Origin of the sequence: Ottowia flava, assembly GCF_008017535.1 — a bacterium.
In the GTDB taxonomy this organism is placed as follows: Bacteria; Pseudomonadota; Gammaproteobacteria; order Burkholderiales; family Burkholderiaceae_C; genus Ottowia; species Ottowia flava.
In genome coordinates this window covers 18,904-43,955 of record NZ_VRUA01000014.1, presented here as the reverse complement: position 1 = coordinate 43,955, position 25,052 = coordinate 18,904, and the positions used below count along the sequence as shown (strand labels likewise).

Sequence of the window (25,052 nt, the reverse complement as noted above, 5' to 3'; positions counted from 1 at the left end):
AGGCAGGGCGCTTGGCTTGCTACCTAATCAATAGCTGCTCGCGCAGGTGGCTGTAGCGCGGGGTGCCCATTGCGCTCTGACTTTTGGGTGGCCCAACGACGTCGCGCGTCGCGCGGCGGGCCGAGCAGGCAGGCGTGCGTACCACCCGCGTCGCGTGTCCGCCTGCGGGGAGTTGATCTGTCATGTTGTCGTCACGGTATCGACACGAACACGTCACGCCCAGCCCGCACGATGGCCCTCAGAAAAGCGGACATACGACGAGGACTGGCCCCATGAAAGAACTGCCCACGCCCACTTTTGCGTTGTCGCAGCTGAGCCCGCCGGTTCAGCTGCCACGGGGGTCTGTTCATCCACGCGGCAGCGACACGCCTTCTGGCCGGGGTGCGGCGGGCCTCGGCGGCGAGATCCAGGTGGCCTGGGCGCGGCACCAGGACGAAGTGAGGGCCGCGCAGCGCCTGCGCTACCAGGTGTTTGCCGGCGAGATGGGCGCGCGGCTGACGACGGCGGTCCCCGGCCACGACGTCGACCTGTTCGACGACTACTGCGAACACCTGCTGGTGCGCGACGCTGCCAGCGGTGAGGTCATCGGCACCTACCGCGTGCTGACCCCGGCGCAGGCGCGCCGCGTGGGTGGCACCTACAGCGACACCGAGTTCGACCTGACCCGCCTGCGCGCCTTGCGCAGCCGCATGCTGGAGCTGGGCCGCAGCTGCGTGCACGCCGAGCACCGCCATGGTGGCGTGATCATGGCGTTGTGGACGGCGCTCGGCGAATTCATGGTGCGCAACGGCCTGGACACGATGATCGGCTGCGCCAGCATTCCGATGCTGCACAACGGCATCGTCAGCGGCGACGTGGCGTCCAGCATTTGGCGCCAGGTCAGCCAGAACCACATGGCGCCGATTGAATTTCACGTGCGCCCGCGCCTGCCGCTGCCGGTGGAACAGCTGAACGACCAACTGTCGGTGGAGCCGCCCGCACTGATCAAGGGCTACCTGCGCCTGGGCTCCAAGGTGCTGGGCCCACCGGCATGGGATCCGGACTTCAACTCGGCCGATTTGCCGATGCTGATGCGCCTGGGCGACCTGCCGGCGCGCTACCGCAAGCATTTTTTGGGGGAGTGATTGGGACACCCCCCTGAGTCGCTGCGCGCCTTCCCCCCTCTCTCTGCGGGAGGGGGGACAACGCCAGTGCTCGGCGCAGGTCCGAGCACGGCGTTCGCTGAGCAGGTGCGCCACCCCTCTGAGCCGCTGACGCGGCTTCCCTCCCCACTCTTCGCGCTGCGCGCTGCGGGAGGGAAGACGACGCCAGTCGCCGCCGCAGGTGCGGCGACGGCGTTCGCTGAGATGGCCTGCTCCGCGGCCGCTCGATCGGTGGCGTCAGCGGGCTGGTTGGCGCGGGTGGCTACGCAAGACTTGCGGGAAGACGGGCTGGCGCCGGAGGGCGGGGGCGGAGGCCCCGAGCCCGTAGCCGACATGGCGCGCGACCGACCCCGGTTCCGCGCCATTTTCATATCCGACATCCACCTGGGCACGCCAGGCTGTCAGGCGGGGCCGCTGCTGGACTTTCTGCGCGAGCACCAGGCCGAGTCGCTGTACCTGATTGGTGACATCATCGACGGCTGGCAGTTGCGCCGCCGCTGGTACTGGCCGCAGGCGCACAACGACGTGGTGCAGAAGCTGCTGCGCCAGGCGCGCAAGGGGTGCCGCGTGGTCTTCGTGCCCGGCAACCACGACGAGTTTGCGCGCGGTTTCGTTGGCAACAACTTCGGAGGCATCGAGGTGGTCGAGGACGCGGTGCACACCACCGCGGACGGCCGGCGGCTGTGGATCACGCACGGCGACTATTTCGATGGCGTGATCCAGTGTGCCAAGTGGCTGGCCTATGTGGGCGACCACGCCTACGAGTTCACGCTCAAGCTCAATCGCCACATCAACAGCCTGCGGGCCCGCCTTGGGTTGCCTTACTGGTCGCTGTCCGCTTACTTGAAGCACAAGGTCAAGAAGGCCGTGAACTACGTCAGCGACTTTGAAAGCGCCGTCGCGGCCGAGGCGCGCCGGCGCGGCCACCAGGGCGTGGTCTGTGGCCACATCCACCACGCCGAGATCCGCGAGATCGAAGGCACGCTGTACTGCAACGATGGGGATTGGGTGGAAAGCCGCAGCGCGCTCGTGGAGCACCACGACGGTCGGCTGGAATTGCTGTTCTGGCAGGGGACGCAAGGGGAGGCTGCGCAGCGCAAGCCGGCGGTGGCCGAGGCATGAAGCTGGCCTTGGTCACCGACGCCTGGGCGCCGCAGGTCAACGGTGTCGTCACCACGCTGGTCGAGCTGGTGGCGGCCCTGCAGCGGCGCGGCGACGAGGTGGAGGTGATCCACCCGTACCGCTTCAAGACCCGGCCTTGCCCCGGCTACGCGGGCATCGACCTGGCGGTGCGGCCAGGGCGCGCGTTGGCGGCGCAACTCGACAGCCTGCAAGCCGACGCGGTCCACATCGCCACCGAAGGGCCGCTGGGCTGGGCGGCGCGGCGGCACTGCCTGCGGCGTGGCTGGGCGTTCACCACCGCGTTTCACACCAAGTTTCCCGAGATCCTGAACGCGGCGGCGCACGTGCCGCTCGGTTGGGGCTACGCGCTGTTCCGGCATTTCCATGCGCCCTCTGCGGGCGTGATGGTGCCCACGGACGGCGTGGCCGACATGTTGGCGGAGCGCCACTTCCGCAACCTGCGGCGCTGGACCCACGGGGTGGACACGTCGCTGTTCGGCTTCAGCGCTTGGCCATCGGCCTACCCGGCGCTGGGCGAGTTGGTGCGACCGGTGCAACTGTTCGTCGGGCGGGTGTCTTACGAGAAGAACATCGAGGCCTTTCTGGCCTTGGACGCGCCTGGCACCAAGGTGGTGTGCGGCGTCGGCCCGGTCGAGCAGAAGCTGCGCGCGCGCCACCCGGAGGTGCGCTGGCTCGGCGTGCTGCCACGCGACGAGTTGGCGCGCGTGTACGCCAGCGCGGACGTGTTCGTCTTTCCGAGCCGGGCCGACACATTCGGCTTGGTGATGCTGGAGGCCATGGCGGCGGGCACGCCCGTGGCGGCCTTTCCGGTCGACGGTCCGCTCGAAGTCCTGCGCGCGCCCGCAGGCCAACCGTTGGGCGGCGCGATGCACGCGGACCTGGGGCAGGCTGTCGAGGCCGCGTTGCGCATCGAGCGTCATGCCGCACGGGCCCATGCCGAGCGCTTTGGCTGGGACGCTGCAACGGAACTCTTTCGCGGCTTTCTGGTGCCTGCAAAAAACCATGCAGAGCAGCCCAGAATTGGCCGCACAAGCGCATTGAGGTAAGCTGGCGTGCTCCCACTTTTGAAGTGCTGACATGCCGTCCCGTCGCCCCGTGCCGCAGCCGATCCTCGAAAAGTATCCCCTGCTGGACCGCGACGCCAGCATCCTCGCTTTCAACCACCGCGTGCTGCACTGGGCCGAGCGGGCGGACGTGCCCTTGCTGGAGCGGCTGCGCTACCTGTGCATCGTGTCGTCCAACCTGGACGAGTTCTTTGAGGTGCGAGCCGACCCGCACATCACGGCGTGGCGATCCGGCACTGAAGCGAATGGGCGCCTGCAGCCAACACTGGCGGATGCCCATGCGCTGGTGGCGCGGCAGTACCAGATCTTCAACGAAGCGCTGCTACCGGCGATGGGCGCGCAGGGCATGCGAATCGTGTCGCACCTTGACCGCACCGAGGCGCAGCGGCGCTGGGTGCGCCAGCTGTTTCTGCGCGAAGTCAAGCCGCTGCTGGTGCCGGTGGCGCTGGATCCGGCGCACCCGTTCCCGCAGGTGGCCAACAAGTCGCTGAACTTCATCGTCCAACTCAAGGGCAAGGACGCGTTCGGACGCACCAACGACATTGCGATCGTGAAGGTGCCGCGGGTGCTGCCGCGCGTGTTGCGCATGCCCGACCGGGTCGCCGGGGGCGAAACGTTGTTCGTCATGCTGTCCAGCGTGATCCGCGGCAACCTGGCCGACCTGTTTCCGGGCCGCGAAGTGGGTGCGTTTTCACACTTTCGCGTGACCCGGCATTCCGACCTGTCGGTGGACGAGGAGGAGGTCAAAAACCTGCGCACCGCCCTGCGCCAGGGCCTGCACCAGCGCCACTACGGCGAGGCGGTGCGGGTCGAGGTGTCGTCCGCGTGCACGGAAGCGCTGTCGGGCTTGTTGCTGAAGCAATTCCATCTGCCGCCGGAGGCTCTGTTCCGAGTGCAGGGCCCGGTCAACCTGGTGCGGCTGCAGCAGTTGATCCAGCTGGCGGACCGGCAGGACCTGCAGTTCAAGCCCTATGTCGCGAGCTACCCGGTCCAATTGCGCAGGGGCCAGTCGGTGATGGAGCGGCTGAAGCAGGGCGATGTGCTGAGCCACCTGCCTTTTGAAAGCTTCGACGGTGTGATCGATTTCCTGCGCGAAGCGGTGCACGACCCGAAGGTGCTGGCCATCAAGCAGACCATCTACCGCACCGGCAACGACAGCCGGATGATGGATCTGCTGATCGAGGCGCAGCGCCGCGGCAAGGAAGTGACGGCCGTGGTCGAGCTGAAGGCGCGCTTCGACGAGGAAGCCAACATCAACTGGGCGGAGCGTCTGGAGCAGGCAGGTGCGCAGGTGGTCTACGGCGTGGTCGGACTCAAGACGCACGCCAAGATGCTGCTGATCACGCGCCGCGAAGGCCGCCAGCTGCGGCGCTATGGCCACCTGTCCACGGGCAACTACAACCCCCGCACGGCGGCGCTGTACACGGACATCAGCTACCTGACGGCGGACGCGCGGCTCACCGCCGACATGGACCAGCTCTTTGTGCACCTGGCCAGCCACAGCCGGCTGCCGCGCATGCAGCGCATGCTGCTGGCGCCATTCACGCTGCATAAGCAGATGCTGGCCAAGATCGAGGCGGTGGGCCTGGCGGCGCGGCGCGGGCGTGGCGGCCGTGTGGTCGCCAAGATGAACGCATTGACCGATCAGCCGCTGATCGAAGCGCTGCTGCGTGCCGGCGACGCGGGCGCGAAGATCGACCTGATCGTGCGCGGCGCTTGCATGCTGCCCGGTCAGCTCACTGAGAACATTCGCGTGCGCAGCATCATCGGACGGTTCCTGGAGCACTCACGGGTGTTCTATTTCCGCACCGGCGCCCATGAAGAACTGTGGCTGTCTTCGGCCGACTGGATGAACCGCAACATGCTGCGGCGCGTGGAAACGGCGTGGCAGGTGACCGACCCGGCACTGCGCCAGCGCATCGTCGATGAATGCCTGGTGGCTTACCTGCACGATGCATGTGATGCCTGGATCCAAGGACCGGGCGGCGAGTACCGGAGCGTTGTGCCGCCGGGGGGCGAGCCTGGGCATTCGGCCCAGCAAGCCCTGATGGCACGGTATGGGGCCAAGGGCCCGCAGGAGGAGGAATGGATCTGATCTTGTGGCGCCACGCCGAAGCGCAAGAACCGGAAGGGGTCATGACCGACCTGGAGCGGTCACTCACACGCCGCGGCGAAAAGCAGGCGGCCCGCATGGCCGCCTGGCTGGATCGCCAGCTGCCCGACGGCACGCGCATTCTCAGCAGTTCGGCGCGACGCACCGACGAAACCGCCCGCGCGCTGGGCCGGCGCTATAAGTCGCTGGACGAGTTGCGACCGGGGGCCAGCGCCGATCAGGTCCTGCAGCTGGCTGGCTGGCCCCTGTCCAAGGCGCCGGTGTTGGTGGTGGGCCACCAGCCCACCCTGGGTCAGGTGGCGGCGCAGCTCTTGGGACTGCCAGGCGGCGAGTGCGCCATCAAGAAGGGCGCGATCTGGTGGCTGCGATCGCGCGAGCGCGATGGTGCAGACCAGACTGTGGTGGTGGCCGTCCTCACGGCGGAACTGACCTAGCCAATTGCTGGGCAGGGTTCGAACTGGAGGCCGTGCCGGCGCCGGCCGGCCGCTGCGGCGATCGGCGACGATTGCCTACAATCGCCCGCCAGACGGCTGGCTACCATCTGCCTTGCTGCGGTGCCGGCCCCTAAAACAATGAAGCGGATCCCACGCTTGAACGCGATTTGCCCGTCCTGGAGTTGAGCCATGTCCACCTTCACTTTCCCATCTTCACGTTCCACGCTGGTCTTGCTGGCCCTGGCGGTGCTTGTCGGTGGCTGCGCCTCGGTGGATCTGGGCCCGCGCTACAACCCGCCGCCCGTACGCATGCCGCAGACAACGCCCCCCGCGCAGGCGCCGATGCCCCCGGTGGCTCAGCCGAGTGCTGTACCGCCCGTGCAACCGATGCCCCAGGCTTTGCCGCCCATCGGGACGCCGCCCGTTGGCGTACCCGGCGCCGTGCCCCCGGCACCTATCGATCCCCAGGCCAGCGTCGTCACTCTGAGCACCCGCCTGGACGCCGCCAACACGCTGCCGCCTGCTCGCAGCAGCGGCACGGGGCAGTTGGACGCCATCTACGACGCCAACACGCGCCTGTTCCGTTGGAAGGCTTCGTGGTCTGGCCTGTCGGGCGCCATCACAGGCGCCCAGTTCCACGGCCCGGCCGACCAAGGGCAAAATGGCCCTGCAACGCTGGTATGGCCAGGCCCGTTCGGTCCTAAATATGAGGGCCGCGCCACCCTGACGCCTGAACAGGCGGTCGACCTCATGGGCGGGCGCTGGTACCTGAACGTCCAAACCACCGCCAACCCTGGCGGCGAGTTGCGTGGTCAGTTGCACGTGGTCCATTGAGTGCCGGTGCGCCTGCTGATCGTCAGCGTATCGGCCTGTAAATGCGGGTCGGCACTCTGGAATTCGGCGCTGCGGATGCTATGGTTGCATGCATGTTAGAGACGGCCCCTTCTGCTTCCCCTCGTTCATCGGCGTGCACCGGCCGCTTGGCTGCGCACAACACCGGCCTGAGCCGTCGCCGTGTCTGGCTGCCGCTTGGTGTGGCTGCGTTGCTGTCCGCCTGTTCCAGCACGCCGGTGATGCAGCCCGCGCCGCCGGTGATCACCCTGCCGCCACCGCCGACGACGCCGTCGCGCCAGCCCGAGGTGGCGGCTTTCCGCGCGGTGCTCAATGGCCACAGTGCCGTGCCGCGCACCGATAGCCCGGCCCAGGGTGAACTGGTGGCGGTGCTCAACCGCAAGACCGGCCTCCTGCAGTGGAAGCTGAGCTTCTCCGGCCTCAGCGGTCCGGTGCGCCTGGGCAGCTTCCACAGCCCCGGAATGAGCGACGAAGTCGCTGCGCCGGTGGTTTCCCTGGGCCGTTCGGTGCTCAGCCCTTCGGAGGGCCGCGCGATGCTGACGCCCAAGCAACGGTCCGACCTGCTGGCCGGCCAGTGGTACGTCAACCTGACCACGGCGCGCTACCCCGAGGGCGAAGTGCGCGGCCAGCTGATCGAGCAGCGCTGAGCACAGCGCCTGGGGGCGCCAAGCTGCGTTGGGCTGGTCATAAGTGTTTGCGCAGCCTGTCAGGCAGAAAACGTCGCCATTGCTTAAAATAGCGGACTTTCCCCGCTTTGCCTGTGCGTCGGCTGTGGTCCGGCGCCGTTGCGGCCCGACGCTGCCGCAGGTCACCCCATGAACGCCCCCGTCGAACGTTTTCAGGACGTTTCCTTCTTCCCGCGCGCCGCCAAGCCGCTGGCCAGCTACAAGCCGTACTGGGCCAAACGCTTCGGCACCGCCCCGTTTCTGCCCATGAGCCGGGCCGAGATGGATGCGCTCGGCTGGGATTCGTGCGACGTGATTCTGGTCACGGGCGACGCCTATGTCGACCACCCCAGCTTCGGCATGGCCGTGATCGGCCGCGTGCTGGAGGCGCAGGGCTTTCGCGTGGGCATCATCGCGCAGCCCGACTGGCAGAGCGCCGAGCCCTTCAAGGCCCTCGGCCAGCCCAACCTGTTCTGGGGCGTGACGGCCGGCAACATGGATTCGATGATCAACCGGTACACGGCCGACCGGAAGATCCGCAGCGACGACGCCTACACCCCCGGCGACGTCGGCGGCAAGCGGCCCGACCGCGCCGCCATCGTCTACAGCCAGCGCTGCCGCGAGGCCTACAAGGACGTGCCCATCGTCCTGGGCGGCATCGAAGGCAGCCTGCGCCGCATCGCCCACTACGACTACTGGAGCGACAAGGTGCGCCGCTCCATCGTGGTCGACAGCAAGTGCGACATCCTGCTGTACGGCAACGCCGAACGCGCGCTGGTCGAAGTGGCGCACCGCCTGGCGCGGCGCGAACCGGTCGAGCAGATCACCGACGTGCGCGGCACGGCCTTCGTGCGCCGCGCGTCCGAAGCCGGCTGGTACGAAATCGATTCCAGCGAGGTCGATCAGCCCGGCCGCGTGGAAGCGCACATCAACCCCTACCTGACCACGGGCGAACAGGCGGCTGCGCAGGGCGAAAGCTGCGCGCGCGAAACCAGTGGCGACGCGCAGCTCGCTACAAATACAGTAGCTGGTCGCGCAGATGGCAGTAGGGCTGAAGGTAAAAAAGACTTGAAAGCCGAGGCGCAACCCCTGCGCTTCGTGCCCAACCCCGCGCTGCAGCGCACCCCCGTCGCACGCGCGCCGCGCGAGCGCACCGTGGTCCGACTGCCCAGCTACGAGCAGGTCAAGCGCGACCCCGTGCTCTACGCCCACGCCAACCGCGTGCTGCACCTCGAAACCAACCCCGGCAACGCCCGCGCGCTGGTGCAGGCGCACGGTGAAGGCGCAACGGCGCGCGACGTCTGGATCAACCCGCCACCCATCCCGCTCACCACGGCCGAGATGGACGAAGTCTTTGGTCTGCCCTACGCCCGCAGCCCGCACCCGCAGTACGCGGACGAGCGCGGCCGCCACGACGGCGCGACCAAGATCCCGGCGTGGGAGATGATCCGTTTTAGCGTGAACATCATGCGCGGCTGCTTTGGCGGCTGCACCTTCTGCTCCATCACCGAGCACGAAGGCCGCATCATCCAGAGCCGCAGCGAAGACTCCATCGTGCGCGAGGTCGAAGACATGCGCGACAAGGTGCAGGGCTTCACCGGCGTCGTCAGCGACCTGGGCGGCCCCACGGCCAACATGTACCGGCTGGGCTGCAAGACGCCGCAGATCGAAGCCGCCTGCCGCAAGCCCAGCTGCGTCTTCCCCGGCATCTGCCAGAACCTGACCACCAACCACGACCCGCTGATCCGCATCTACAAGCGCGTGCGGCAGTTGAAGGGCGTGAAGAAGGTGCTGATCGGCTCCGGCCTGCGCTACGACCTGGCGGTGCAAAGCCCGGCCTACGTGAAGGAGCTGGTGCAGCACCACGTCGGCGGCTACCTGAAGATCGCGCCCGAGCACACCGAAGAGGGCCCGCTGTCCAAGATGATGAAGCCGGGCATCGGCAGCTACGACCGCTTCAAGCAGCTGTTTGAGAAGTTCAGCGCCGAAGCGGGCAAGAAGCAGTTTTTGATCCCGTACTTCATCGCCGCGCACCCCGGCACCACCGTAGAAGACATGATGAACCTGGCGCTCTGGCTCAAGCGCAACGGTTTCCGCGCCGACCAGGTCCAGGCCTTCTACCCCAGCCCCATGGCCACCGCCACGACCATGTACCACACGGGGCTGAACACGCTCAAGGGCATCCACCGCGACGAGCGCGCCGAGAAGGTCGACACGCCCAAGGGCGACCGGCTGCGCCGCCTGCACAAGGCTTTCCTGCGCTACCACGACCCCAACAACTGGCCGCTGCTGCGCCAGGCGCTGAAGGACATGGGCCGCGCCGATCTGATCGGCAACGGCAAGCAGCACCTGATCCCCAGCTTCCAGCCGCTGGTCGACGGTGACTATCAGTCCGCGCGGCGCAAGAACAGCACCCAAGGCACCGGACAGGCCGGGCGCAGCCTGCAGCCTTCACAAGGCAAGGCGCACGCGCAAAGCAAGTCGAAAAAGCCGATGGGCGCAGGCGCCCTGCGTGCCGCCGAACAGGCCGCGCGCGAGCCGACCGAAGACGTGCGCTTTCGCACCCCGCAACCGGCGCCCGGCCAAATGCTGTCGCAGCACACCGGCCTGCCGCCGCGCGCGGGCGTCGCGCGCAAGCCGGGTGGCGGCAAGCCAGGCACGGGGCGCCGGCGCCCGTGAGTGCGCCTGCGGCGCGATTTCACGTTGAATCGCGCTGTAGCCCTAGAACAACCTGCGCGAGCAGCTATTAATTCAATAGTATTGAAGCCGTGGCGTGACCGCGCCTGCGTCCCCACAAGCGCCTGGGCACCGCCTGTTGACGCATGATCCGTCGCCGTTACCTTGCCGCCTGAACGGGCCTGGCCGCTTCGCCCACCATCGCGCTGATGAACGCTGGTTCCGAGGCAGCGGCCGGGGTCCCGCGTTCTTTCAACACCGGCTTTCAGTTGGCGTCGATCTCGATGCGGTCGATGCTCTGGGGTTAGCGCGCTTGCGAGATTCCCAAGGCAGGTGCGCTGCGGCGCGCGCCGCTCAGTCGTCGTCCGCCACGGTGTGGGCGCTCGTCAGTTGCGTCTGCAGGTGCGGCGGCACGACCTCATAGTGCGACAGCGCCAGCGCGTAGCTGCCCTGGCCGCCGGTCAGCGCGTTCAAGCGGTTTTGGTAGTCGGCCAGTTCGGCCACGGGCGCCTGGCCGGTGACCGTGAGCGTGCCCAGCTTGCCGCTGTCGGTGCCGCTGACCATGCCGCGGCGTGACGACAGATCGCCGGTGATGGCGCCCGTGGCGCTGTCGGGCGCCGTGATCTGGATGCGCGCGATCGGCTCCAGCACCACCGGGTGCGCGTCGCGGATGGCCGCTCGCGCCGCCTTCTTGCCGGCGGTGACGAAGGCGATCTCCTTGCTGTCGACCGGGTGGTGCTTGCCGTCGTGCACGATCACACGCAGGTCTTCCACCGGGTAGCCGGCGATCACGCCTTCGGCCAGCGCTTCGCGCACGCCTTTTTCGACGGCCGGCATGAACTGGCCCGGAATGGTGCCGCCCTTGACCTGGTCGACGAATTCGAAGCCCGCGCCGCGCGGCAGCGGCTCCACGCGCAGGTGCACCTCACCGAACTGCCCGGCGCCGCCCGACTGCTTCTTGTGGCGGTACTGCGCGGCGGCGGGCGCGGTGATCGATTCGCGGTAGGCCACGCGCGGTGGCTGCGTTTGCACGTCCAGCTTGTAGGTGTCGCGCAGCCGCGCCAGCAGCACGCGCAGGTGCTGTTCGCCCAGCCCGTAGACGATGGTTTCGTTGGTCACCGCCACGTGCTCGATGCGCAGGCAGGGGTCTTCCGAGACCAGCTTGGCCAGCGTTTCCCACACCCGCTGCTCGTCGCCGCGGCGCGCGGGCCGGATGGCCACGCCGTGCGCCGGCTGAGGAAAGGCCGCCGGCTTGAGGTGCATGCGCGCGTCTTCGGCCGCGTCGTGCAGCACAGCGTCGAAATGCAGCTCTTCCACCTTGCCAATGGCGCACAGCTCGCCGGGGCCAGCCGCGGCCAGGTCGCTCAGCGCCTTGCCCTGCTGCAGGTACAGGTGGCCCAGCCGGAACGGCTTGCGCGCGTCGCCGACGTACAGCTGCGCGCCGGGCCGCAGCGTGCCCTGGTGCACGCGCACGCTGGCGAGCTTGCCGATGTACGGGTCCACGCTGACCTTGAAGACATGCGCCAGCACATGCGCGGCAGGGTCGGGCGTGGCGTGCACGGGCTGCGCGGCGGCGCCTTCACCGTTCAGAAACTCCGGCGGATTGCCCTCGGTCGGATTGGGCAGCAAGCGCACGATCACGTCCAGCAGCGCCTTGACCCCGGCGCCGCTGCGCGCCGAGACGAAGCAGACCGGCACCAGATGGCCTTCACGCAGCGCTTGTTCCAGCGGCGCATGCAGCTCGCTCGCGTCCACGTCGCCGTCGTTCAGGTAGCGCTCGACGAAGTCGCCATCGACCTCGACCACCTGCTCGACCAGCGCACGGTGCGCGTCGGCCACGGCACCAAAATCGCTGTGGCCGTCGCGGTTGTAGAAGCAGTCCACCACCTGGCTGGCGCCCGCATCGGGCAGGTTCAGCGGCAGGCAGGTCTTGCCGAACGTGGCCTGGATGTCGGCCAGCAGCGCCGGCAGGTCGGCGTCCGGCGTGTCGATGCGGTTGACCACGATCAGCCGGTCCAGCTGGCGTTCGGCCGCGTGGTCCATCATGCGCTGCGCCATCGGCTCGATGCCCGCCGCGGCGTTCAGCACGACGATGGCGGTGTCCACCGCTTCCAGCGCCGCCAGCGTCTGGCCCAGAAAATCGATCGATCCCGGGGTGTCGATCAGCTGCACGCGGCAGCCGTCGTGCGCCAGGTGCATCACCGACGACTGCAGCGAATGCTGCGCCTGCGCCTCCAGCGGGTCGTGGTCGCTCACGGTGCTGCCCCGCTCGATGCTGCCGACCGCGCCAATGGCGCCACTGGCCTGCAGCAGCGCCTCGCACAGGCTGGTCTTGCCAGCGCCGGCCGGACCGACCAGCGCCACGGCGCGTAGGGATTCGATGGGCAGGGCAGCGGGGGTATTCGCAGGCATCGGGCGTCTCCTTTCAGGCGCAGCGTAGTCCTGCCACGCTCCGTGCACAAGCCCGCACACCCGCTCGGAATTACCCTGGGCATGACGGGCTCAAGCCGCAGTGCCAGAATGCCGCGATGCAAAACGAAGTGGCAACCCCCCAACAGGTGCTGGCGTTCTGGCTCGGCGCCTGCCCGCTGGACGAAGCGGCCATGGCGCGCGTGCAGGCGCAGTGGTTCCAGAAGAACGAGGCCTTCGACGCCGAGCTGCGCCAGCGCTTCGGGCCGACCATCGAGGCCGCGCTGGCCGGTCGGCTGAGCGACTGGCCAGCCACGGACGACGGTTGGCTGGCGCTGCTGCTCGTGCTGGACCAGTTCACGCGCAACACCTTTCGCGGTGAACCCAAAAGCTTTGCCGGCGACCCGGCGGCGCTGCAGCATGCGGTGGAAGGCATCGCCGCTGGCCGCGACCAGCGGGTGCCGCCCATGGCGCGCATCTTCTGCTACCTGCCGCTGGAGCACGCCGAGGACCGCGAGTTGCAGGCCCGCAGCGTGGCGCTGTTCACCGCGCTGGCCGCCGCGCCGGGTGCCGAACCCAAGGCCTTCTTCGACAACACGCTGGACTACGCGCACCGGCACCAGGACGTGATCGAGCGCTTCGGCCGCTTTCCGCACCGCAACGCGGTCCTCGGGCGCCCGAGCACGCCGGAGGAAGAGGCCTATCTGCGGCAGCCAGGTTCGGGGTTCTGAGCCTGCACGCGGCGCGCAGCGTCGTCTTCAGTATTTGAACAGAATAGGCCGCTAGCGCTACAGCTACCTGCGCAAGAAGCTATCATAATTGAAGCATTGGCCTGCGCGAAGTGGACCTTGCTGCGGCGCGCCAGGCGCCTGCGCTCAGCCTTGCATTTCAAAGTCGATAAAGCCGCGCTCGACATTGGTCGACAGCAGCTTGGCGCGCACCTTGTCGCCCACCTTCACCGCGCGACCGCGGCCGATGATGAGCTTGCCCTCGGCGGGTGGCGAGAACACGCGCACCCAGTTGTTGCCCTTGGACACGCCCGTCACCACGCCGTCGAACACGTCGCCGATGCGCCGCTCCAGCAGCATCGCGGCTTCGGATTTGCGCAGCTGACGCTCGACCTTGTTGGCCGCGTCTTCCTGCTTGGTGCAGTGGTTGGCCAGGAATTCCAGTTCGGTGGGCGAGTAGGGCGCGGCCGCGTCGGCCAGTGCGGCTTTCACCAGACGCCCGGTGATCAGGTCGGGAAAGCGCCGGTTGGGCGCGGTCGAATGCGAGTAGTCGCGCACCGCCAGACCGAAGTGGCCGATCTTGGGGCCGCCCGGCACTTCGACCACGTATTCGCCGCGGCCCATCAACTTGACGATGGTGAGCGACAGGTCCGGAAAGCGCTCCGGGTCGCGACGGCGCTCGGCCGCCAGAAACTGTTCCAGCGCGGCCGAATCCGGGTCGGGCGGCAGCGTCCAGCCGCGCTCGGCCGCCACTTCGGCGATGCGCGCCCAGCGCTCAGGTGAACGCACCACTCGCCGCAGCGACGCGCGCCGCTTGCCGGCCAGGTAGCGCGCCACCACGCCGTTGGTGGCGACCATGAATTCCTCGATCAGCTGGCGTGCGCGGTTCTGCACCTGCTGGCGGATGGCGACCACTTCGTCGTCCTTGAATTCAGCGCGCGGCTGCAGCGTCTGAAATTCCAGCGAACCCTGTTCGCGCCGCCGGGCGCGCAGCTGCTGCGCCATCGAATCCTGCGTGCGCAACTGCTCGTCCATGCCGTCCACCGCGGCGGCGGCCTCGGGCAGCGGGCCTTCGCCTTCGATCCAGGCCGAGACCGCGTCGTACGCCAGCTTGGCCTTGTTGTGCACGCGCGCGCGGGCGATGTGCGACTGGCGCAGCGTGCCATCGGCCGCGAAGTCCATCTCGGTCACCAGGGCCACGCGCGCTTCGTTCGGGTTGAGCGAGGTGTAGTCGGTACTCAGCTTCTCCGGCAGCATCGGAAAGATGCGTGCCGAGGTGTAGACGCTGGTGGTGTTGATTTCGGCGTGCTTGTCGATCGGCGTGTGCTTGTCGATCAGGGTGTCGACGTCGGCCACAGCCACACGGATGCGCACGCCACCGTCCGGCAGCACTTCGCTGTGCGACAGCTGGTCCAGATCACGCGAGTCGTCGTTGTCGATCGAGCACCACAGCAGGCTGGTCATGTCGACGATGTCCGCACCGTCTTCCTCGCTCGGCCCGTCGATGGTTTTGAGCTGCTCGTGAACGCCGCGCGGAAACTCGGGCTCCAGCCCACGTTCGCGCATGGCGATCACGGCCAGCTCGGCCAGTTCCTGTTTCTGATGGGGATGCAATTGGCTCATGGCGATCGTCGAAATGAGGACCGGGCCATCATAGCCAGCGCCCATGTAGGCGCCGGGCGCGTCCGCCCGTCAGCTCGCGCGCCAGAGCAGGGCGGCCAGCGCGCCCAAGTGCAGCACGATGGTGGCCACGTAGATGCTCAGGAATGGCTGCTTGCGCGACTTGTGGCGCAGTGCCCGCTGCGCCAGCCACGCCGCTGGCCAGCCGCCCAGCAGCGCCAGCGAGTGCAAAGTGCTTTCGGCCGTGCGCCAGCGCCCTTGCTCGGCGGCTGACTTGTCAAAGGCGTAGGCCATGAAGGTGGCCGCATTCAGCAGCGCCAAGCCGCCCAGCACTGCGACCGCCGACACCGGCCAGGCGCCGCGCCAGGTCAGGGTGGCCAGCAAGCCGATCCAGACCAGCAAGGCCACGACGAACAAAACGGGTTGGCCGTCCAGGCCTTGCGGCTCATGTGCGCGGCGGTGGTCGTTGGACCCGCTGTCACGGCGGCTTGGGGCGCTGGCGTTGCGCGATGGCTGCGACCGGGCGGGTCGGTCGGCAGGCCGCTGCGCAGGCGTCGCTCGGCCGGGCGCGTTGACGCCGCTCTGTCGCGCGCCCGCCAAGGGTTGCACCGCCATCGCCCGCGGGCCCTTGCCGCCGACGTCGATGCGTTCAAAGCGCACGCGTTCGCCCACACGCGGCAGCGCGTCACTGCGGAAATCGCGCACGTGGAAGAAGATGTTGCGCTGCCCGTCGGCCGTGGCGATGAAGCCAAAGCCGCGCTCCGCGTCAAAGCGCAGGATTTCGCCGTCTTGTGTCATTCAGGGCTGCAGGCCTACAGTGGATTGCGCAAGCAGCTATTGTTTTGGGAGCGTGTAGAGCGGAATGTCTTTGGCTACGGCCAGGGCGTCCAGTTGGCGGCGGGTCTTGGTCAGCGCCCAGGCGGCGATGGCGTCGCGCGTCTGCGGCGCAAACGGCGCCAGCAGGTCGGGGGGCGGCAGGCCGACGGCTTCGAACAGGGCGGCCGCGAAGTGCGGCTCCAACGCCGCGATGGCCACGCGCCCGTCCTTGCAGGGGTAGACGCGGTAACCCGCGTGCGCGCCGCCGACCGCGCCACTGGGCAGCGTCAGGCCCCAGGTGCGCGGCAGCGCCAGCCAGTGCGCTGCGTCCGACAGCGCGACCTGGCGGTGCGCGCCCTTGCCGGTGGCGCCGGCCTGCATCAGCACCGCCAGCGCGGCTTCGACGGTGAGCAGGGCGCCGCCCATGTCGGCCAGCAGCGAGGGCGGCAGCTCGGTGCCGGTGACCAGGCCCGCCTCGGCCAGGTAGGTCAGGTCGTGGCCCGGTTCGTCGGCGCGCTCGCCGGGTGCGCCGACGATTTCGACCATCGACAGCTCCGGGTGCGCGCGGTGCACGGTGCGCCAGTTCAGGCCCAGCTTTTGCAGCGCGGAGGGGCGAAACGAGGTCAGCAGCAGGTCCGCTTTGGCCAGCTCGCGCGCCATCTGCATGCGCCCGCGCTCGGTCTTCAGGTCCATTTGCACCACGCGGACGTCGGCGTGCATGGTGTTGTAGGCCCCGATGTCGTAGTTGCCCATGGGGTCGCCCGACATCGGTCGCCCAGCGGGCGTGACGCCGGGGCCGGGCGGCTCGACCTTCAGGCAGCGCGCGCCCAGTTCGGCCAGGCGCATCAGCGCGGCGGGGCCGGGCAGGTTGAGGGCGAGGCTGACGATGCGCACGCCGCGCAGAGGTTTGGAGGTGGCAGGGGTCGGCATGGAGGGTGGTACTATGAAATAAGGAGCTGCTTGCGCAGGCTCATCTAGGGCTGGCGCCCATTTTTACTTGAAATTCGAAAGGGCGGCCACGCACGCGTTTGCCGACGCGTGCTGGATGGCTCCGACTCACCAACTGCGCGTGAGGCCGCCGTCCAGCCGCAGATTCTGCCCGGTCATGTAGGCGCCCTCGTCAGAGGCCAGCCACGCGATCAGCGACGCGACCTCGTCCGCATGCCCATAGCGCCCGGCGGGGATGCGCGCGCGCCGGTCTTCCTTTTCAGGCAGGCTGTCGATGAAGCCGGGCAGCACGTTGTTCATGCGAATGCCCTCGGCGGCGTAATGGTCGGCATACAGCTTGGTGAAAGCCGCCAGCCCGGCACGGAACACGGCCGAGGTGGGAAAGACCGGGTCTGGCTCGACCGCGGCGAAGCTCGAGATGTTGACGATGGCGCCGCCTCCCGCGGCCTGCAGGTGCGGCGTGACCAGCCGCGTGGGGCGGATCACGTTCATCAGGTAGACGTCCATGCCGGTGGCCCAGGCTTCGTCGCTGATCGCCAGCAGATCGCCTTTGGGCCCATGCCCGGCGGAGTTGACCAGCACGTCGATGCGGCCCCAGCGTTGCAGCGCACCGTCGACCAGACGCTGCAAATCGGCCGCCACCAGGTTGCTGCCGGTCACGCCGAAGCCGCCCAGCGCGAGGCCCAGCGCCTCACCTTTGCCCGACGACGAGAGCACGCCTACGTGAAACCCGTCCCGCGCCAGACGCTGCGCTGCAGCGGCGCCCATGCCGCTGCCCCCGGCGGTGATCAGGGCGACTTTTTGCGATGAGGCCATGCGGTGCTGCTCCCGGTGCAGGTGAAAGACCGCATCCTAGCGCCGCCGCTGGAGTCTTGGCGCGCGCGCCAGGGCACGCGCCCGTGATCAGGCCGAAGGCTCCAACACGAAGTCGTAGCGCAAGGTGTGGAACGGCGTGGCGCTGGTGTCACCATCCGGCGTGGCGCCGGCCGGATGTTCCTGAAAATCGCCGATGAGCGAGTTGCGCACGCCGAAAACGGCGTCGCTGTCGAGGTAGGTGTCGCCGTCGCGAAAGATGTGCGTGACCAGGGTTTCGTAGCCTGGCGCCTGGATCATGAAATGCAGGTGCGCGGGCCGCCACGGATGGCGACCAGTGGCCTGCAGCAGACGACCGACCGGGCCGTCCGTGGGGATCGGGTAGCCGACGGGCAACACGGCCTTGAAGTGGGCGCCGCCTTGCGCGTCGGTGCGGAACACGGCGCGGCCTTGCGCGGCGGGCAGCCCTTCACGCTGCACGTCGTAAAAGCCCTCCGCGTCGGCCTCCCACACGTCCATCTGGGCATGGGCCACGGGCTGTCCGTCCGGGCCCTTGACCGTGACGTTGACGAACAGCGGTTCACCCGCTGCACCGGCGCCCATGTCGCCGCCCAGCGGCAACTCGGGTGCGCCGTGAACGTGGAAGGGGCCGAACACGGTGGCTTCGGTGGCTTCGGGGCGCTTGGCGTGGTTGAGCGCGACCGTGAGCATTGACATGCCCAGCACGTCTGACAGCAGAATGAATTCCTGACGCTGGTCGTTGCACAGCTGGCCGGTGGCCGTGAGAAATTCGATGGCGGCCATCCACTCGGGTTCGCTCAGTTTCACTTCTCGGGCGAAATCGTGCAGGTGCTGCACCAGCGCGGACAGCACTTCGCGCAGTCGCGGGTCGCTGCACTGGGCGAAGCTCTCCAGTACGGCAGGGGTGATCGAATGTTCATCGATGTTGCGCATGGTGTCTCCTCGTCTGGTGGGCAGGTGCCCGCTTACGGTTTTAGGTGGCGCTGCGTGGGAAAGAGCGACCAGCCCCAGCGCCGCTGGGCGTAACCCCACAGGCCGTCCTTGAAGAACAGCGTCACCACGATGGCGAGCAGGCCAAGGCCGATGAGGTACCAGGTGCCGTAGTCGCTGAACAGCTTGTTGAGCGCCCAGAAGATCAGCGCACCGACCAGAGGGCCTTCGATGCGGCCCACGCCGCCGATCACGACCATGAAGATGGCGAACGCCGTCCAGTTGACGCTGAAGGCCGCGTCCGGACTGATGCGCAGGTTGCCCACGAAGTACAGCGCACCGGCCATCCCCGCACCGAACGCGGCCACCACGTACACCGCCAGACGCATGCGGCGCACGGGAATGCCTTGCGATTCGGCGGCCACCGGGTTGTCGCGGATCGCCAGCAGCGCGAGGCCGCGTTTGCTGCGCAGGAACAGGTACACCAGCAGCACCGCGGCCACGACACAGGCCAGCGCCATCCAGTACGTCAGGTTCTGGCGTGTGCTGCGCTCGATCCCGCGCAGCGCCGTGAGCGTGGTGCCGGAGCCGCCGCCGACGATCGACAGGTTGGCGAAGCTGAGGCGGAATACCTCGGCGATTACCCAGGTGCCGATGGCGAAGTAGCCGCCCTGCAGCCGGAAGGCGACCCAGGATACGGGCACGGCGATCAGCCCTGCAGCGACCGCCCCCAGCGGAATGGCAATGAACGGGTTGATGCCCGCATAGTTGCCGAGCATCAGCATCACGTAGCCGCCGAAGCCGAAGAAGGCCTGCTGCCCGATGCTGACCATGCCGCCGTACCCCGCCAGCAGGTTCCACATCATCGCGAAGATGAGGTAGCAGGCGATCTCGACGAACTCGCGCATCCAGCTGGATTCGCCCCACCAGGGCAAGGTGGCGGCCAGCAAGACAAGAACGATGCCGAACCAGGCGGCCTGTCGGCTGGCGCGCGAGCCGACGATGACATCGGGTGCGCGCGGGCGCGCGAGCGTGCGCGCGGAGAGGGTGGCGGTGAGATCGGTCATGCCGTGTCCGTCCAGAAGTTTGAGAGCGTGCAGGTCGCGGAACGCGAGTTCAGCGGGTCTTGGGGAACAGGCCCTGTGGCCGGACCACCAGCACCGCCAGAAAGACGATGTGGCCGAACCAGACGCCCCAGCCCGGGTCGAAGCGGAAGCCAATCTGCTGCGCCAGCGCCAGGATCATGGCGCCCGCCAGCGTGCCCCAAAACGAGCCCATGCCACCGATGATCACGGCTTCAAAGGCGAACAGCAGCAGCATCGGTCCGTCGGTGGGCGCCACCGTGGTGCGCATGCCCTGCATGGTGCCGGCGATGGCGATCAGCACGAAGGCGATACCGGTGGCCAGCGCATACACGCGGCCGGCCTTCAGACCCATCAGCTCGGCGATGGCGGGGTCGTCCGAGACGGCGCGGAACGAACGGCCCAGCGCGGTTCGGCTGAACAGGTCCTGTAAGCCGGCCGTGGCGACCAGGGCGACGGCCAGAATGATCAACGGCAACACGCCGAGCGTGAGCGTGCCAACCTGCAGCGACTGGGTCGCCAACGCCCCGGTGTCGATCGCGCGCGGATCGGCCGAGAAGACTTCCATCAGTGCGTTCTGCACCACGATCGACAGACCGAAGGTGACCACGAGCGAAGGCAGCGGGTCCTTGCCCAGCGTGCGATTGAGCACGAAGCGCTGCAGCACGTAGCCGACAGCGAACGACACGGGCATCACGATCGCGATGGCGAGCCAGGGAGCGGCTCCCGCGAAGGTGATCGCGCCAATGACGGCAAAGGCGGCCAGGATGATGAAGTCGCCTTGCGCCACGTTGGTCAGGCGCATCACGCCGAACATCAGCGACAGCCCGAGCGCGAACAAGGTGTAGAGGCCGCCCAGCAGGATGGCCTGGAACAGGGTATCGATCATGCGGCCACCTCTGCGCCAAAGTACGCTTGGGAGATCTGTTCGCGGGTGAGGTCGGCCGAGCGGCCCTGCAGCGACACCTGGCCTTCCTGGAAGCAGTACACCTGCTGCGATACCTGCTGCGCGAGGCCCACGTCCTGCTCGACGATGACCACCGTCATCCCCTCTGCGGTGATCGTCGGCATGGCAGCGTAGATCTCGCGGATGACGATCGGTGCCAAGCCCAGCGACAGCTCGTCGCACAGCAGGATGTCGGGGTTGCTCATCAGTGCGCGACCCAGCGCCACCATTTGCTGCTGACCACCGGAGAGGGAGGTGGAAGGCGCGCGCTTCTTCTGCTCCAGGATCGGGAACATGCCATACAGGCGCTGAAGGTTCCACGGGCCGGGTCGACGCGTGAGCGCCCCCATCTGCAGGTTCTCCTCCACGCTCAGACTGGGAAAGAGGCGTCGGCCCTCCGGCACCATGGCGATGCCGCGTCGCACGATCTCGGCAGGAGGCAGTCCGCCAATGGGGTCGCCCTTGTGCCGGATCGCTTCACCCGGCACCCTGACAAGGCCGGTGATGCTTTTCAAGAATGTTGACTTGCCAGCGCCATTGGCGCCAATCACTGCCGTGATCTCGCCTGCGCGCAGTGCCACGTCCACCCCGAAGAGGGCCTGGGCATCGCCGTAGAAGGCTTGCAGACCTGTGGTTTCCAACAAGTGGCTCATGCTTCCACCCCCATGTAGACGCGGCGCACCTCCGCATCGGCCATCACGGCGTGCGGTTCGCCCTCGGCCAGTTTCTGGCCGAAGTTGATGACGAACAGGCGGTCGGCCAGCGCCATCAGCGCATGCACCACATGCTCGATCCAGATCATGGTGACGCCGCGGGCCTTGATGTTTTTCAGTTCCTGAACCAGCTGGCGTGCCTCGGGCTCGGTGAGGCCACCGGCGATCTCGTCCAGCAGCAGCAGTCTCGGGCGCGTGGCCAGGGCGCGCGCCAGCTCCAGGCGCTTCCGGTCGAGCAGCGCGAGGCCGCCCGCGGGCTTGTTGGCGTGTGCGCGGAGCCCCGTTTGTTCCAGCACTTCCTGCGCCGTGACCCAGGCTTTTTTCTCGTCCTCACCGCCGCCGAAGCAAGCCGCGGCGACCAGGTTTTCGAACACGCTCATGTTGCCGAATGGCTGCGGCACCTGGTAGCTGCGGCCTATGCCTGCGCGGCAGCGCCGGTGAGGCGGCAAGCCGGTGATGTCGATGCCTTCGTACTGGACCTGCCCCGAATCGGCGCGCACGTCGCCGGAGATCAGATTGAACAGCGTCGTCTTGCCGGCGCCGTTCGGGCCCAGGATGCCGAGCGTTTCACCTTCCTTCACCTCCAGCGAGATGCCGTCGGTCACCTTCAGCGCACCGAAGGATTTGCGCACGTCGCGCAGCGCGAGCAGGGTCATGGCCGCACCTCGGGTTCAGCGTGTCAGATCAGGCGCAGCGCGCCGCCGGTCGGGATGCTGGGCGCCGCCTGGTTGTTGACGATCGTCAGCTCCATCTTGTGCGTCTTGCCCTTGCCCCATTGGCCCAGCACCAGCGGCGTCTTGCTCACGTTCTTCATCGGGCCCTGGCCGCCCCATTTCACGGGACCGACCACGGAGTTGATCTGCGTGGCGGCGACAGCGTCGCGCACGTCATTGGGTTTGAGCGACTTGCTGCGCGCCAGCGCGCTGGCCGCCACTTCAAACAACGCGTGGGCAAACCCGATCGGCTGCGTCCACTGCTTCTTGGTGCCTGCTTCATAGGCGTCGGCCAGGGCCTTGGCGCTTTGCTTCGTCAGACTGGAGGCGAAGGGGTGCGATGGGCTCCACCAAACTTCGGTGGACAGGCCATCGCCCAGCTCGCCCAGCGCTTCGATCGCACCGGGGAACAGCAGGGCCTTGCCCAGCGTGACGACCTTCGGCTTGAAGCCCTGCTGGCGCGCCTGCGTCAGAAAGGTCTTGGCGTCGGGCGGAATCACCACGCCGGTGACGATCTCCACACCGTCCTTCTTGAAGGCGGCGATCTGTGCGGAGAAGTCCTGCGTTCCGTTCTGGAAGCGGCCCGGGTCGGTGAGCGAGAAGCCCTGCGCGGCCAGCGGTTTGGGGAAACCCAGGTTCTTGTCGCCCCAGGCGTTGCCGTCGCCATCGTTGGGGAACAGGCCACCCACTTTCTTGTTGGTGCTGACGCTCTTCCAGCCATTGGTGTAGGTGGTGATGACATCTTCCAGGCCCCAGAACAGGTGGTAGGTCCAGTCGAAGCCCCTCTTCGGATCGCCCTTGCGGCCGAAGAACCAGGGCTGCCACGGCACCACGCTGGACACGCAAGGCACCTCGTTCAGCTCGCAGGCGTCGCTGACGGGGTTGGCGGTTTCGGGCGTGCCGGCGGTCAGCACCAGCGCAACCTTGTCTTTCAGGATCAGGTCGTTGGCCACCTCACCGGCACGGTTGGGGTTGGACTGGCTGTCTTTCAGCACGATCTGCACGTCGTACTTCTTGCCGCCGACGGTGAGGCCGTTCTTGAACGCGGCCTTCATCTGTTCGATGACCCATTTGTCGGCCTCCCCGAAGGGGGCGAGCGGCCCGGTCTGGGGCGACACATAGCCGATCTTGAGGACGTCGGCGGCGAATACGAAGGGGCTGGCGGCACCGGCAGCCAGCGCGGCGGCACCCTGGGTAAACAGTCGGCGGTTGAGGGTCATGGCTTGTCTCCTGGTTGTCTCTCGGGTCGTTGTCGTTGATGGGGAACAGGTCAACTCGGTGGCGCGCCGTCGTAGGCGCGTTGCAGCAGTGCGCGGATCTCGCCACGCTGCTCGGGCCCGAATGGGCGCGGATTCCAGTAGGGGTTGCTGACAGCGATGTCGGCAGCGCGGTCCAGGTCTTCAGCGCGCATGCCGATGTCCTTCAGCGCGATCGGCGCGCCGTTGTCGCGGGCCAGGTCTTGCAAACCTTGCGCGGCGTTGTCGCTGCCCAGGGCTTCGGCGATACGGCGCACGGCTTCCGGCGCGGCGCTGGCGTTGAAGGCGATGGCGTGCGGCAGCACCACGGTGTGCACTTCGGCGTGGGGCAGGTTGAAGCTGCCGCCCAGCGTGTGGCACAGCTTGTGGTGCAGTGCCATGCCAACGTTGCCCAGCACCGAGCCGCACAGCCAGGCGCCGTACAGCGCGTCGCTGCGGGCGTCCAAATCGTCCGGCGTCTGGCGCAGCACCGGCAGGGCGCGCGCCAGCGCGCGGATGCCTTCGGCGGCCATCAGGTCCATCACCGGGTTGCCGTCCTTGGCGTACAGGCCTTCAGCGGCGTGGGCGATGGCGTTCAGGCCGCTGGTGATCGACAGGCGCACTGGCAGCGTGCGGCTGAGTTCGGGGTCGTAGATCACGGTGCGCGGCAGCACGCGGGCGTCCTTGCCGGTCTTCTTCAAGCCGCCTTCGGTGATGCCGTAGATCGGCGTCATCTCGCTGCCAGCGTAGGTGGTGGGGATGGCGATGATCGGCAGGCCCGAATCGAGCGCAATCGTCTTGCCCAGGCCGGTGGTGGAGCCACCGCCGATGGCCACGGCGCAGTCGGCGCCCAGCTTCTGCGCGACCTCGCGGGCTTCACGCGCCGTTTCGATCGGCACGTGCATCACGGCGCGGTCGAAAATGCCGGCGGCCTTGTCGCCCAGCAGCTCGACCACACGCTCGGCTTGCGGGCGCTGCTCGGGCGTGCTGAGCACCAGGGCGCGGCGTGCGCCCAGCGTATCGATCTCGCCTGCCAACCGGGCCAGACTGCCCGCGCCAAAGACGACGCGTTGCGGCTGGCCGACGTAGATGAAGTCGCGCATGGGTCCCTCGCTTCCTATTCCAGGCTCAGGTTTTGCGCCTTGACCAGGCGCGTCCAGCGGGCCTGCTCGGACTGCAGCGCCTGGGCGAACTCGGCGGGCGTATTGGCGATGCCGGTCAAGCCCTGTTCGGACAGCTTGGCCACGAACGCAGGTTGCGTGACGATCTTGCGGATCTCGCCCTGCAGGCGGTCAATCATCGGCGCAGGCGTGGCGGCGGGTGCCAGCATGCCCACCCACGAATTGACGACGAAGTCCGGGTAGCCGCTTTCTTTCACCGTTGGCACGTTGGCGTAGGCGCTGACGCGCTGGGCCCCGGTCTGCGCCAGCGCGCGCAGCTTGCCGGCCTTCACGTGGGGCTGGGCCAGCACGGCCGACAGGAACATCATCTCGACCTGACCGCCCAGCAGGTCCTGCTGGGCAGGGCCGCCGCCGCGGTAGGGGATATGGGTGACGAAGGTCTTCGTCGTCGCCTTGAAAAGCTCGGCCGTCAGGTGGTTGCTGGACCCGGGCCCGACGCTCGCGTAGTTCAGCTTGCCGGGCTGTGCCTGCAGCAGCTTCACGAAGCCCTTCACATCGGTGGCCGGCACCTTGGGGTTGACCACCAGCACCAGCGGGTTGCTGGCGATCTGGGTGACGGGTTGGAGGTCCTTCGTCGTGTCGAAGGGCAGCTTGGGGTAGACCAGCGGGTAGGTCGCGTAGCTGTCGAACACCATCAGCAGCGTGTGTCCGTCCGGTGCTGCGCGCGCCACTTCCGCCGCCGCGACGGTGCCGCCCGCCCCACCGCGGTTTTCCACGATCACGGTTTGCCCGAGTGCTGCCTGCAGAGGCGCCTGGATCTGGCGCGCCACGTTGTCGACGATGCCGCCGGGTGGAAAGGCCACCAGCA

Annotated in this window: 22 protein-coding genes; 9 read left to right on the top strand and 13 right to left on the bottom strand. The window is 67.8% G+C overall.

Translation table 11 applies throughout. The features are described from left to right. Nucleotides 1-272: 272 nt before the first annotated feature. From FVQ98_RS13865 to FVQ98_RS13830, 8 genes are all read left to right on the top strand, one after another. A complete protein-coding gene (locus tag FVQ98_RS13865) occupies nucleotides 273-1,124 on the top strand; it encodes a GNAT family N-acetyltransferase (protein WP_147914049.1) in 852 nt (283 codons plus the stop codon). Nucleotides 1,125-1,346: 222 nt separating this feature from the next. After that, nucleotides 1,347-2,264 (top strand): UDP-2,3-diacylglucosamine diphosphatase, encoded by a 918-nt coding sequence (locus FVQ98_RS13860; RefSeq protein WP_147914048.1) that lies wholly within the window; start codon nucleotides 1,347-1,349, stop codon nucleotides 2,262-2,264. Further along, a complete protein-coding gene (locus FVQ98_RS13855; protein ID WP_147914047.1) occupies nucleotides 2,261-3,331 on the top strand; it encodes a glycosyltransferase family 4 protein in 1,071 nt (356 codons plus the stop codon). The genes FVQ98_RS13860 and FVQ98_RS13855 overlap by 4 nt, the downstream gene beginning before the upstream one ends. A 31-nt stretch (nucleotides 3,332-3,362) precedes the next feature. Beyond that, nucleotides 3,363-5,444 carry a polyphosphate kinase 1 gene (gene ppk1 / locus FVQ98_RS13850; protein WP_147914046.1) on the top strand — a complete coding sequence of 694 codons (2,082 nt, stop codon included), beginning with the start codon at nucleotides 3,363-3,365 and terminating at the stop codon, nucleotides 5,442-5,444. Then, nucleotides 5,435-5,896, top strand: coding sequence for a SixA phosphatase family protein (locus tag FVQ98_RS13845; RefSeq protein ID WP_147914045.1), 462 nt, complete (start codon nucleotides 5,435-5,437; stop codon nucleotides 5,894-5,896). The genes ppk1 and FVQ98_RS13845 overlap by 10 nt, the downstream gene beginning before the upstream one ends. A 189-nt stretch (nucleotides 5,897-6,085) precedes the next feature. Next, nucleotides 6,086-6,730: a CHRD domain-containing protein gene (locus FVQ98_RS13840; RefSeq protein WP_147914044.1), complete on the top strand. Its 645-nt coding sequence runs from the start codon at nucleotides 6,086-6,088 to the stop codon at nucleotides 6,728-6,730. Nucleotides 6,731-6,876: 146 nt separating this feature from the next. Beyond that, entirely contained in the window at nucleotides 6,877-7,395 is a 519-nt protein-coding gene (locus FVQ98_RS13835) for a CHRD domain-containing protein (protein WP_187265741.1), read from the top strand. A 168-nt stretch (nucleotides 7,396-7,563) separates the two neighbouring features. Continuing rightward, nucleotides 7,564-10,092, top strand: coding sequence for a YgiQ family radical SAM protein (locus FVQ98_RS13830; RefSeq protein ID WP_147914042.1), 2,529 nt, complete (start codon nucleotides 7,564-7,566; stop codon nucleotides 10,090-10,092). Between the two features lie 351 nt (nucleotides 10,093-10,443). On the opposite strand, the gene fusA is transcribed toward FVQ98_RS13830, so the two are convergent. Continuing rightward, nucleotides 10,444-12,501, bottom strand: a complete 2,058-nt coding sequence (fusA, locus tag FVQ98_RS13825; RefSeq protein WP_147914041.1) for an elongation factor G — start codon at nucleotides 12,499-12,501, stop codon at nucleotides 10,444-10,446. A 116-nt stretch (nucleotides 12,502-12,617) separates the two neighbouring features. On the opposite strand from fusA, the gene FVQ98_RS13820 reads away from it, so the two are divergent. Beyond that, nucleotides 12,618-13,229, top strand: coding sequence for a DUF924 family protein (locus FVQ98_RS13820; RefSeq protein ID WP_147914040.1), 612 nt, complete (start codon nucleotides 12,618-12,620; stop codon nucleotides 13,227-13,229). 144 nt (nucleotides 13,230-13,373) lie between these two features. Here FVQ98_RS13820 and FVQ98_RS13815 read toward each other — a convergent pair whose 3' ends face one another. The 12 genes from FVQ98_RS13815 to FVQ98_RS13760 all read right to left on the bottom strand — a co-directional run bounded on the left by FVQ98_RS13815 (nucleotide 13,374) and on the right by FVQ98_RS13760 (nucleotide 25,047). Then, on the bottom strand, nucleotides 13,374-14,849 hold the full coding sequence (locus tag FVQ98_RS13815) for an RNB domain-containing ribonuclease (protein WP_147914039.1): 1,476 nt from the start codon (nucleotides 14,847-14,849) through the stop codon (nucleotides 13,374-13,376). A 69-nt stretch (nucleotides 14,850-14,918) separates the two neighbouring features. Then, on the bottom strand, nucleotides 14,919-15,644 hold the full coding sequence (locus FVQ98_RS13810; RefSeq protein WP_147914038.1) for a DUF1294 domain-containing protein: 726 nt from the start codon (nucleotides 15,642-15,644) through the stop codon (nucleotides 14,919-14,921). Between the two features lie 36 nt (nucleotides 15,645-15,680). Beyond that, a complete protein-coding gene (locus FVQ98_RS13805) occupies nucleotides 15,681-16,592 on the bottom strand; it encodes a CoA transferase (protein ID WP_147914037.1) in 912 nt (303 codons plus the stop codon). A 126-nt stretch (nucleotides 16,593-16,718) separates the two neighbouring features. Beyond that, nucleotides 16,719-17,426, bottom strand: a complete 708-nt coding sequence (locus FVQ98_RS13800; protein ID WP_147914036.1) for an SDR family oxidoreductase — start codon at nucleotides 17,424-17,426, stop codon at nucleotides 16,719-16,721. 87 nt (nucleotides 17,427-17,513) lie between these two features. Next, complete coding sequence (locus FVQ98_RS13795; protein ID WP_147914035.1) at nucleotides 17,514-18,377, bottom strand: intradiol ring-cleavage dioxygenase; 864 nt, start codon at nucleotides 18,375-18,377, stop codon at nucleotides 17,514-17,516. A gap of 32 nt (nucleotides 18,378-18,409) precedes the next feature. Continuing rightward, entirely contained in the window at nucleotides 18,410-19,441 is a 1,032-nt protein-coding gene (locus FVQ98_RS13790; RefSeq protein WP_147914034.1) for a branched-chain amino acid ABC transporter permease, read from the bottom strand. Between the two features lie 49 nt (nucleotides 19,442-19,490). Further along, nucleotides 19,491-20,345, bottom strand: a complete 855-nt coding sequence (locus tag FVQ98_RS13785) for a branched-chain amino acid ABC transporter permease (RefSeq protein ID WP_147914033.1) — start codon at nucleotides 20,343-20,345, stop codon at nucleotides 19,491-19,493. Then, nucleotides 20,342-21,055 (bottom strand): ABC transporter ATP-binding protein, encoded by a 714-nt coding sequence (locus tag FVQ98_RS13780; RefSeq protein ID WP_147914032.1) that lies wholly within the window; start codon nucleotides 21,053-21,055, stop codon nucleotides 20,342-20,344. The genes FVQ98_RS13785 and FVQ98_RS13780 overlap by 4 nt, the downstream gene beginning before the upstream one ends. Beyond that, nucleotides 21,052-21,771, bottom strand: a complete 720-nt coding sequence (locus FVQ98_RS13775; RefSeq protein WP_147914031.1) for an ABC transporter ATP-binding protein — start codon at nucleotides 21,769-21,771, stop codon at nucleotides 21,052-21,054. Before FVQ98_RS13775 ends, FVQ98_RS13780 begins: the two co-directional genes overlap by 4 nt. Before the next feature lie 23 nt (nucleotides 21,772-21,794). After that, on the bottom strand, nucleotides 21,795-23,048 hold the full coding sequence (locus FVQ98_RS13770; RefSeq protein ID WP_147914030.1) for an ABC transporter substrate-binding protein: 1,254 nt from the start codon (nucleotides 23,046-23,048) through the stop codon (nucleotides 21,795-21,797). Between the two features lie 50 nt (nucleotides 23,049-23,098). Further along, nucleotides 23,099-24,166, bottom strand: a complete 1,068-nt coding sequence (locus tag FVQ98_RS13765) for a maleylacetate reductase (protein WP_147914029.1) — start codon at nucleotides 24,164-24,166, stop codon at nucleotides 23,099-23,101. Nucleotides 24,167-24,180: 14 nt separating this feature from the next. After that, on the bottom strand, nucleotides 24,181-25,047 hold the full coding sequence (locus tag FVQ98_RS13760) for a tripartite tricarboxylate transporter substrate binding protein (protein WP_255507783.1): 867 nt from the start codon (nucleotides 25,045-25,047) through the stop codon (nucleotides 24,181-24,183). Nucleotides 25,048-25,052: the final 5 nt, after the last annotated feature.

What these genes read in the sequence shown, in the direction of transcription:
- FVQ98_RS13865 (WP_147914049.1), top strand. Translation starts at nt 273, where the DNA reads ATGAAAGAACTGCCCACGCCCACTTTTGCGTTGTCGCAGCTGAGCCCG.
- FVQ98_RS13860 (WP_147914048.1), top strand. Translation starts at nt 1,347, where the DNA reads ATGGCCTGCTCCGCGGCCGCTCGATCGGTGGCGTCAGCGGGCTGGTTG.
- FVQ98_RS13855 (WP_147914047.1), top strand. Translation starts at nt 2,261, where the DNA reads ATGAAGCTGGCCTTGGTCACCGACGCCTGGGCGCCGCAGGTCAACGGT.
- ppk1 (WP_147914046.1), top strand. Translation starts at nt 3,363, where the DNA reads ATGCCGTCCCGTCGCCCCGTGCCGCAGCCGATCCTCGAAAAGTATCCC.
- FVQ98_RS13845 (WP_147914045.1), top strand. Translation starts at nt 5,435, where the DNA reads ATGGATCTGATCTTGTGGCGCCACGCCGAAGCGCAAGAACCGGAAGGG.
- FVQ98_RS13840 (WP_147914044.1), top strand. Translation starts at nt 6,086, where the DNA reads ATGTCCACCTTCACTTTCCCATCTTCACGTTCCACGCTGGTCTTGCTG.
- FVQ98_RS13830 (WP_147914042.1), top strand. Translation starts at nt 7,564, where the DNA reads ATGAACGCCCCCGTCGAACGTTTTCAGGACGTTTCCTTCTTCCCGCGC.
- fusA (WP_147914041.1), bottom strand. Translation starts at nt 12,501, where the DNA reads ATGCCTGCGAATACCCCCGCTGCCCTGCCCATCGAATCCCTACGCGCC.
- FVQ98_RS13820 (WP_147914040.1), top strand. Translation starts at nt 12,618, where the DNA reads ATGCAAAACGAAGTGGCAACCCCCCAACAGGTGCTGGCGTTCTGGCTC.
- FVQ98_RS13815 (WP_147914039.1), bottom strand. Translation starts at nt 14,849, where the DNA reads ATGAGCCAATTGCATCCCCATCAGAAACAGGAACTGGCCGAGCTGGCC.
- FVQ98_RS13810 (WP_147914038.1), bottom strand. Translation starts at nt 15,644, where the DNA reads ATGACACAAGACGGCGAAATCCTGCGCTTTGACGCGGAGCGCGGCTTT.
- FVQ98_RS13805 (WP_147914037.1), bottom strand. Translation starts at nt 16,592, where the DNA reads ATGCCGACCCCTGCCACCTCCAAACCTCTGCGCGGCGTGCGCATCGTC.
- FVQ98_RS13800 (WP_147914036.1), bottom strand. Translation starts at nt 17,426, where the DNA reads ATGGCCTCATCGCAAAAAGTCGCCCTGATCACCGCCGGGGGCAGCGGC.
- FVQ98_RS13795 (WP_147914035.1), bottom strand. Translation starts at nt 18,377, where the DNA reads ATGCGCAACATCGATGAACATTCGATCACCCCTGCCGTACTGGAGAGC.
- FVQ98_RS13790 (WP_147914034.1), bottom strand. Translation starts at nt 19,441, where the DNA reads ATGACCGATCTCACCGCCACCCTCTCCGCGCGCACGCTCGCGCGCCCG.
- FVQ98_RS13785 (WP_147914033.1), bottom strand. Translation starts at nt 20,345, where the DNA reads ATGATCGATACCCTGTTCCAGGCCATCCTGCTGGGCGGCCTCTACACC.
- FVQ98_RS13780 (WP_147914032.1), bottom strand. Translation starts at nt 21,055, where the DNA reads ATGAGCCACTTGTTGGAAACCACAGGTCTGCAAGCCTTCTACGGCGAT.
- FVQ98_RS13775 (WP_147914031.1), bottom strand. Translation starts at nt 21,771, where the DNA reads ATGACCCTGCTCGCGCTGCGCGACGTGCGCAAATCCTTCGGTGCGCTG.
- FVQ98_RS13770 (WP_147914030.1), bottom strand. Translation starts at nt 23,048, where the DNA reads ATGACCCTCAACCGCCGACTGTTTACCCAGGGTGCCGCCGCGCTGGCT.
- FVQ98_RS13765 (WP_147914029.1), bottom strand. Translation starts at nt 24,166, where the DNA reads ATGCGCGACTTCATCTACGTCGGCCAGCCGCAACGCGTCGTCTTTGGC.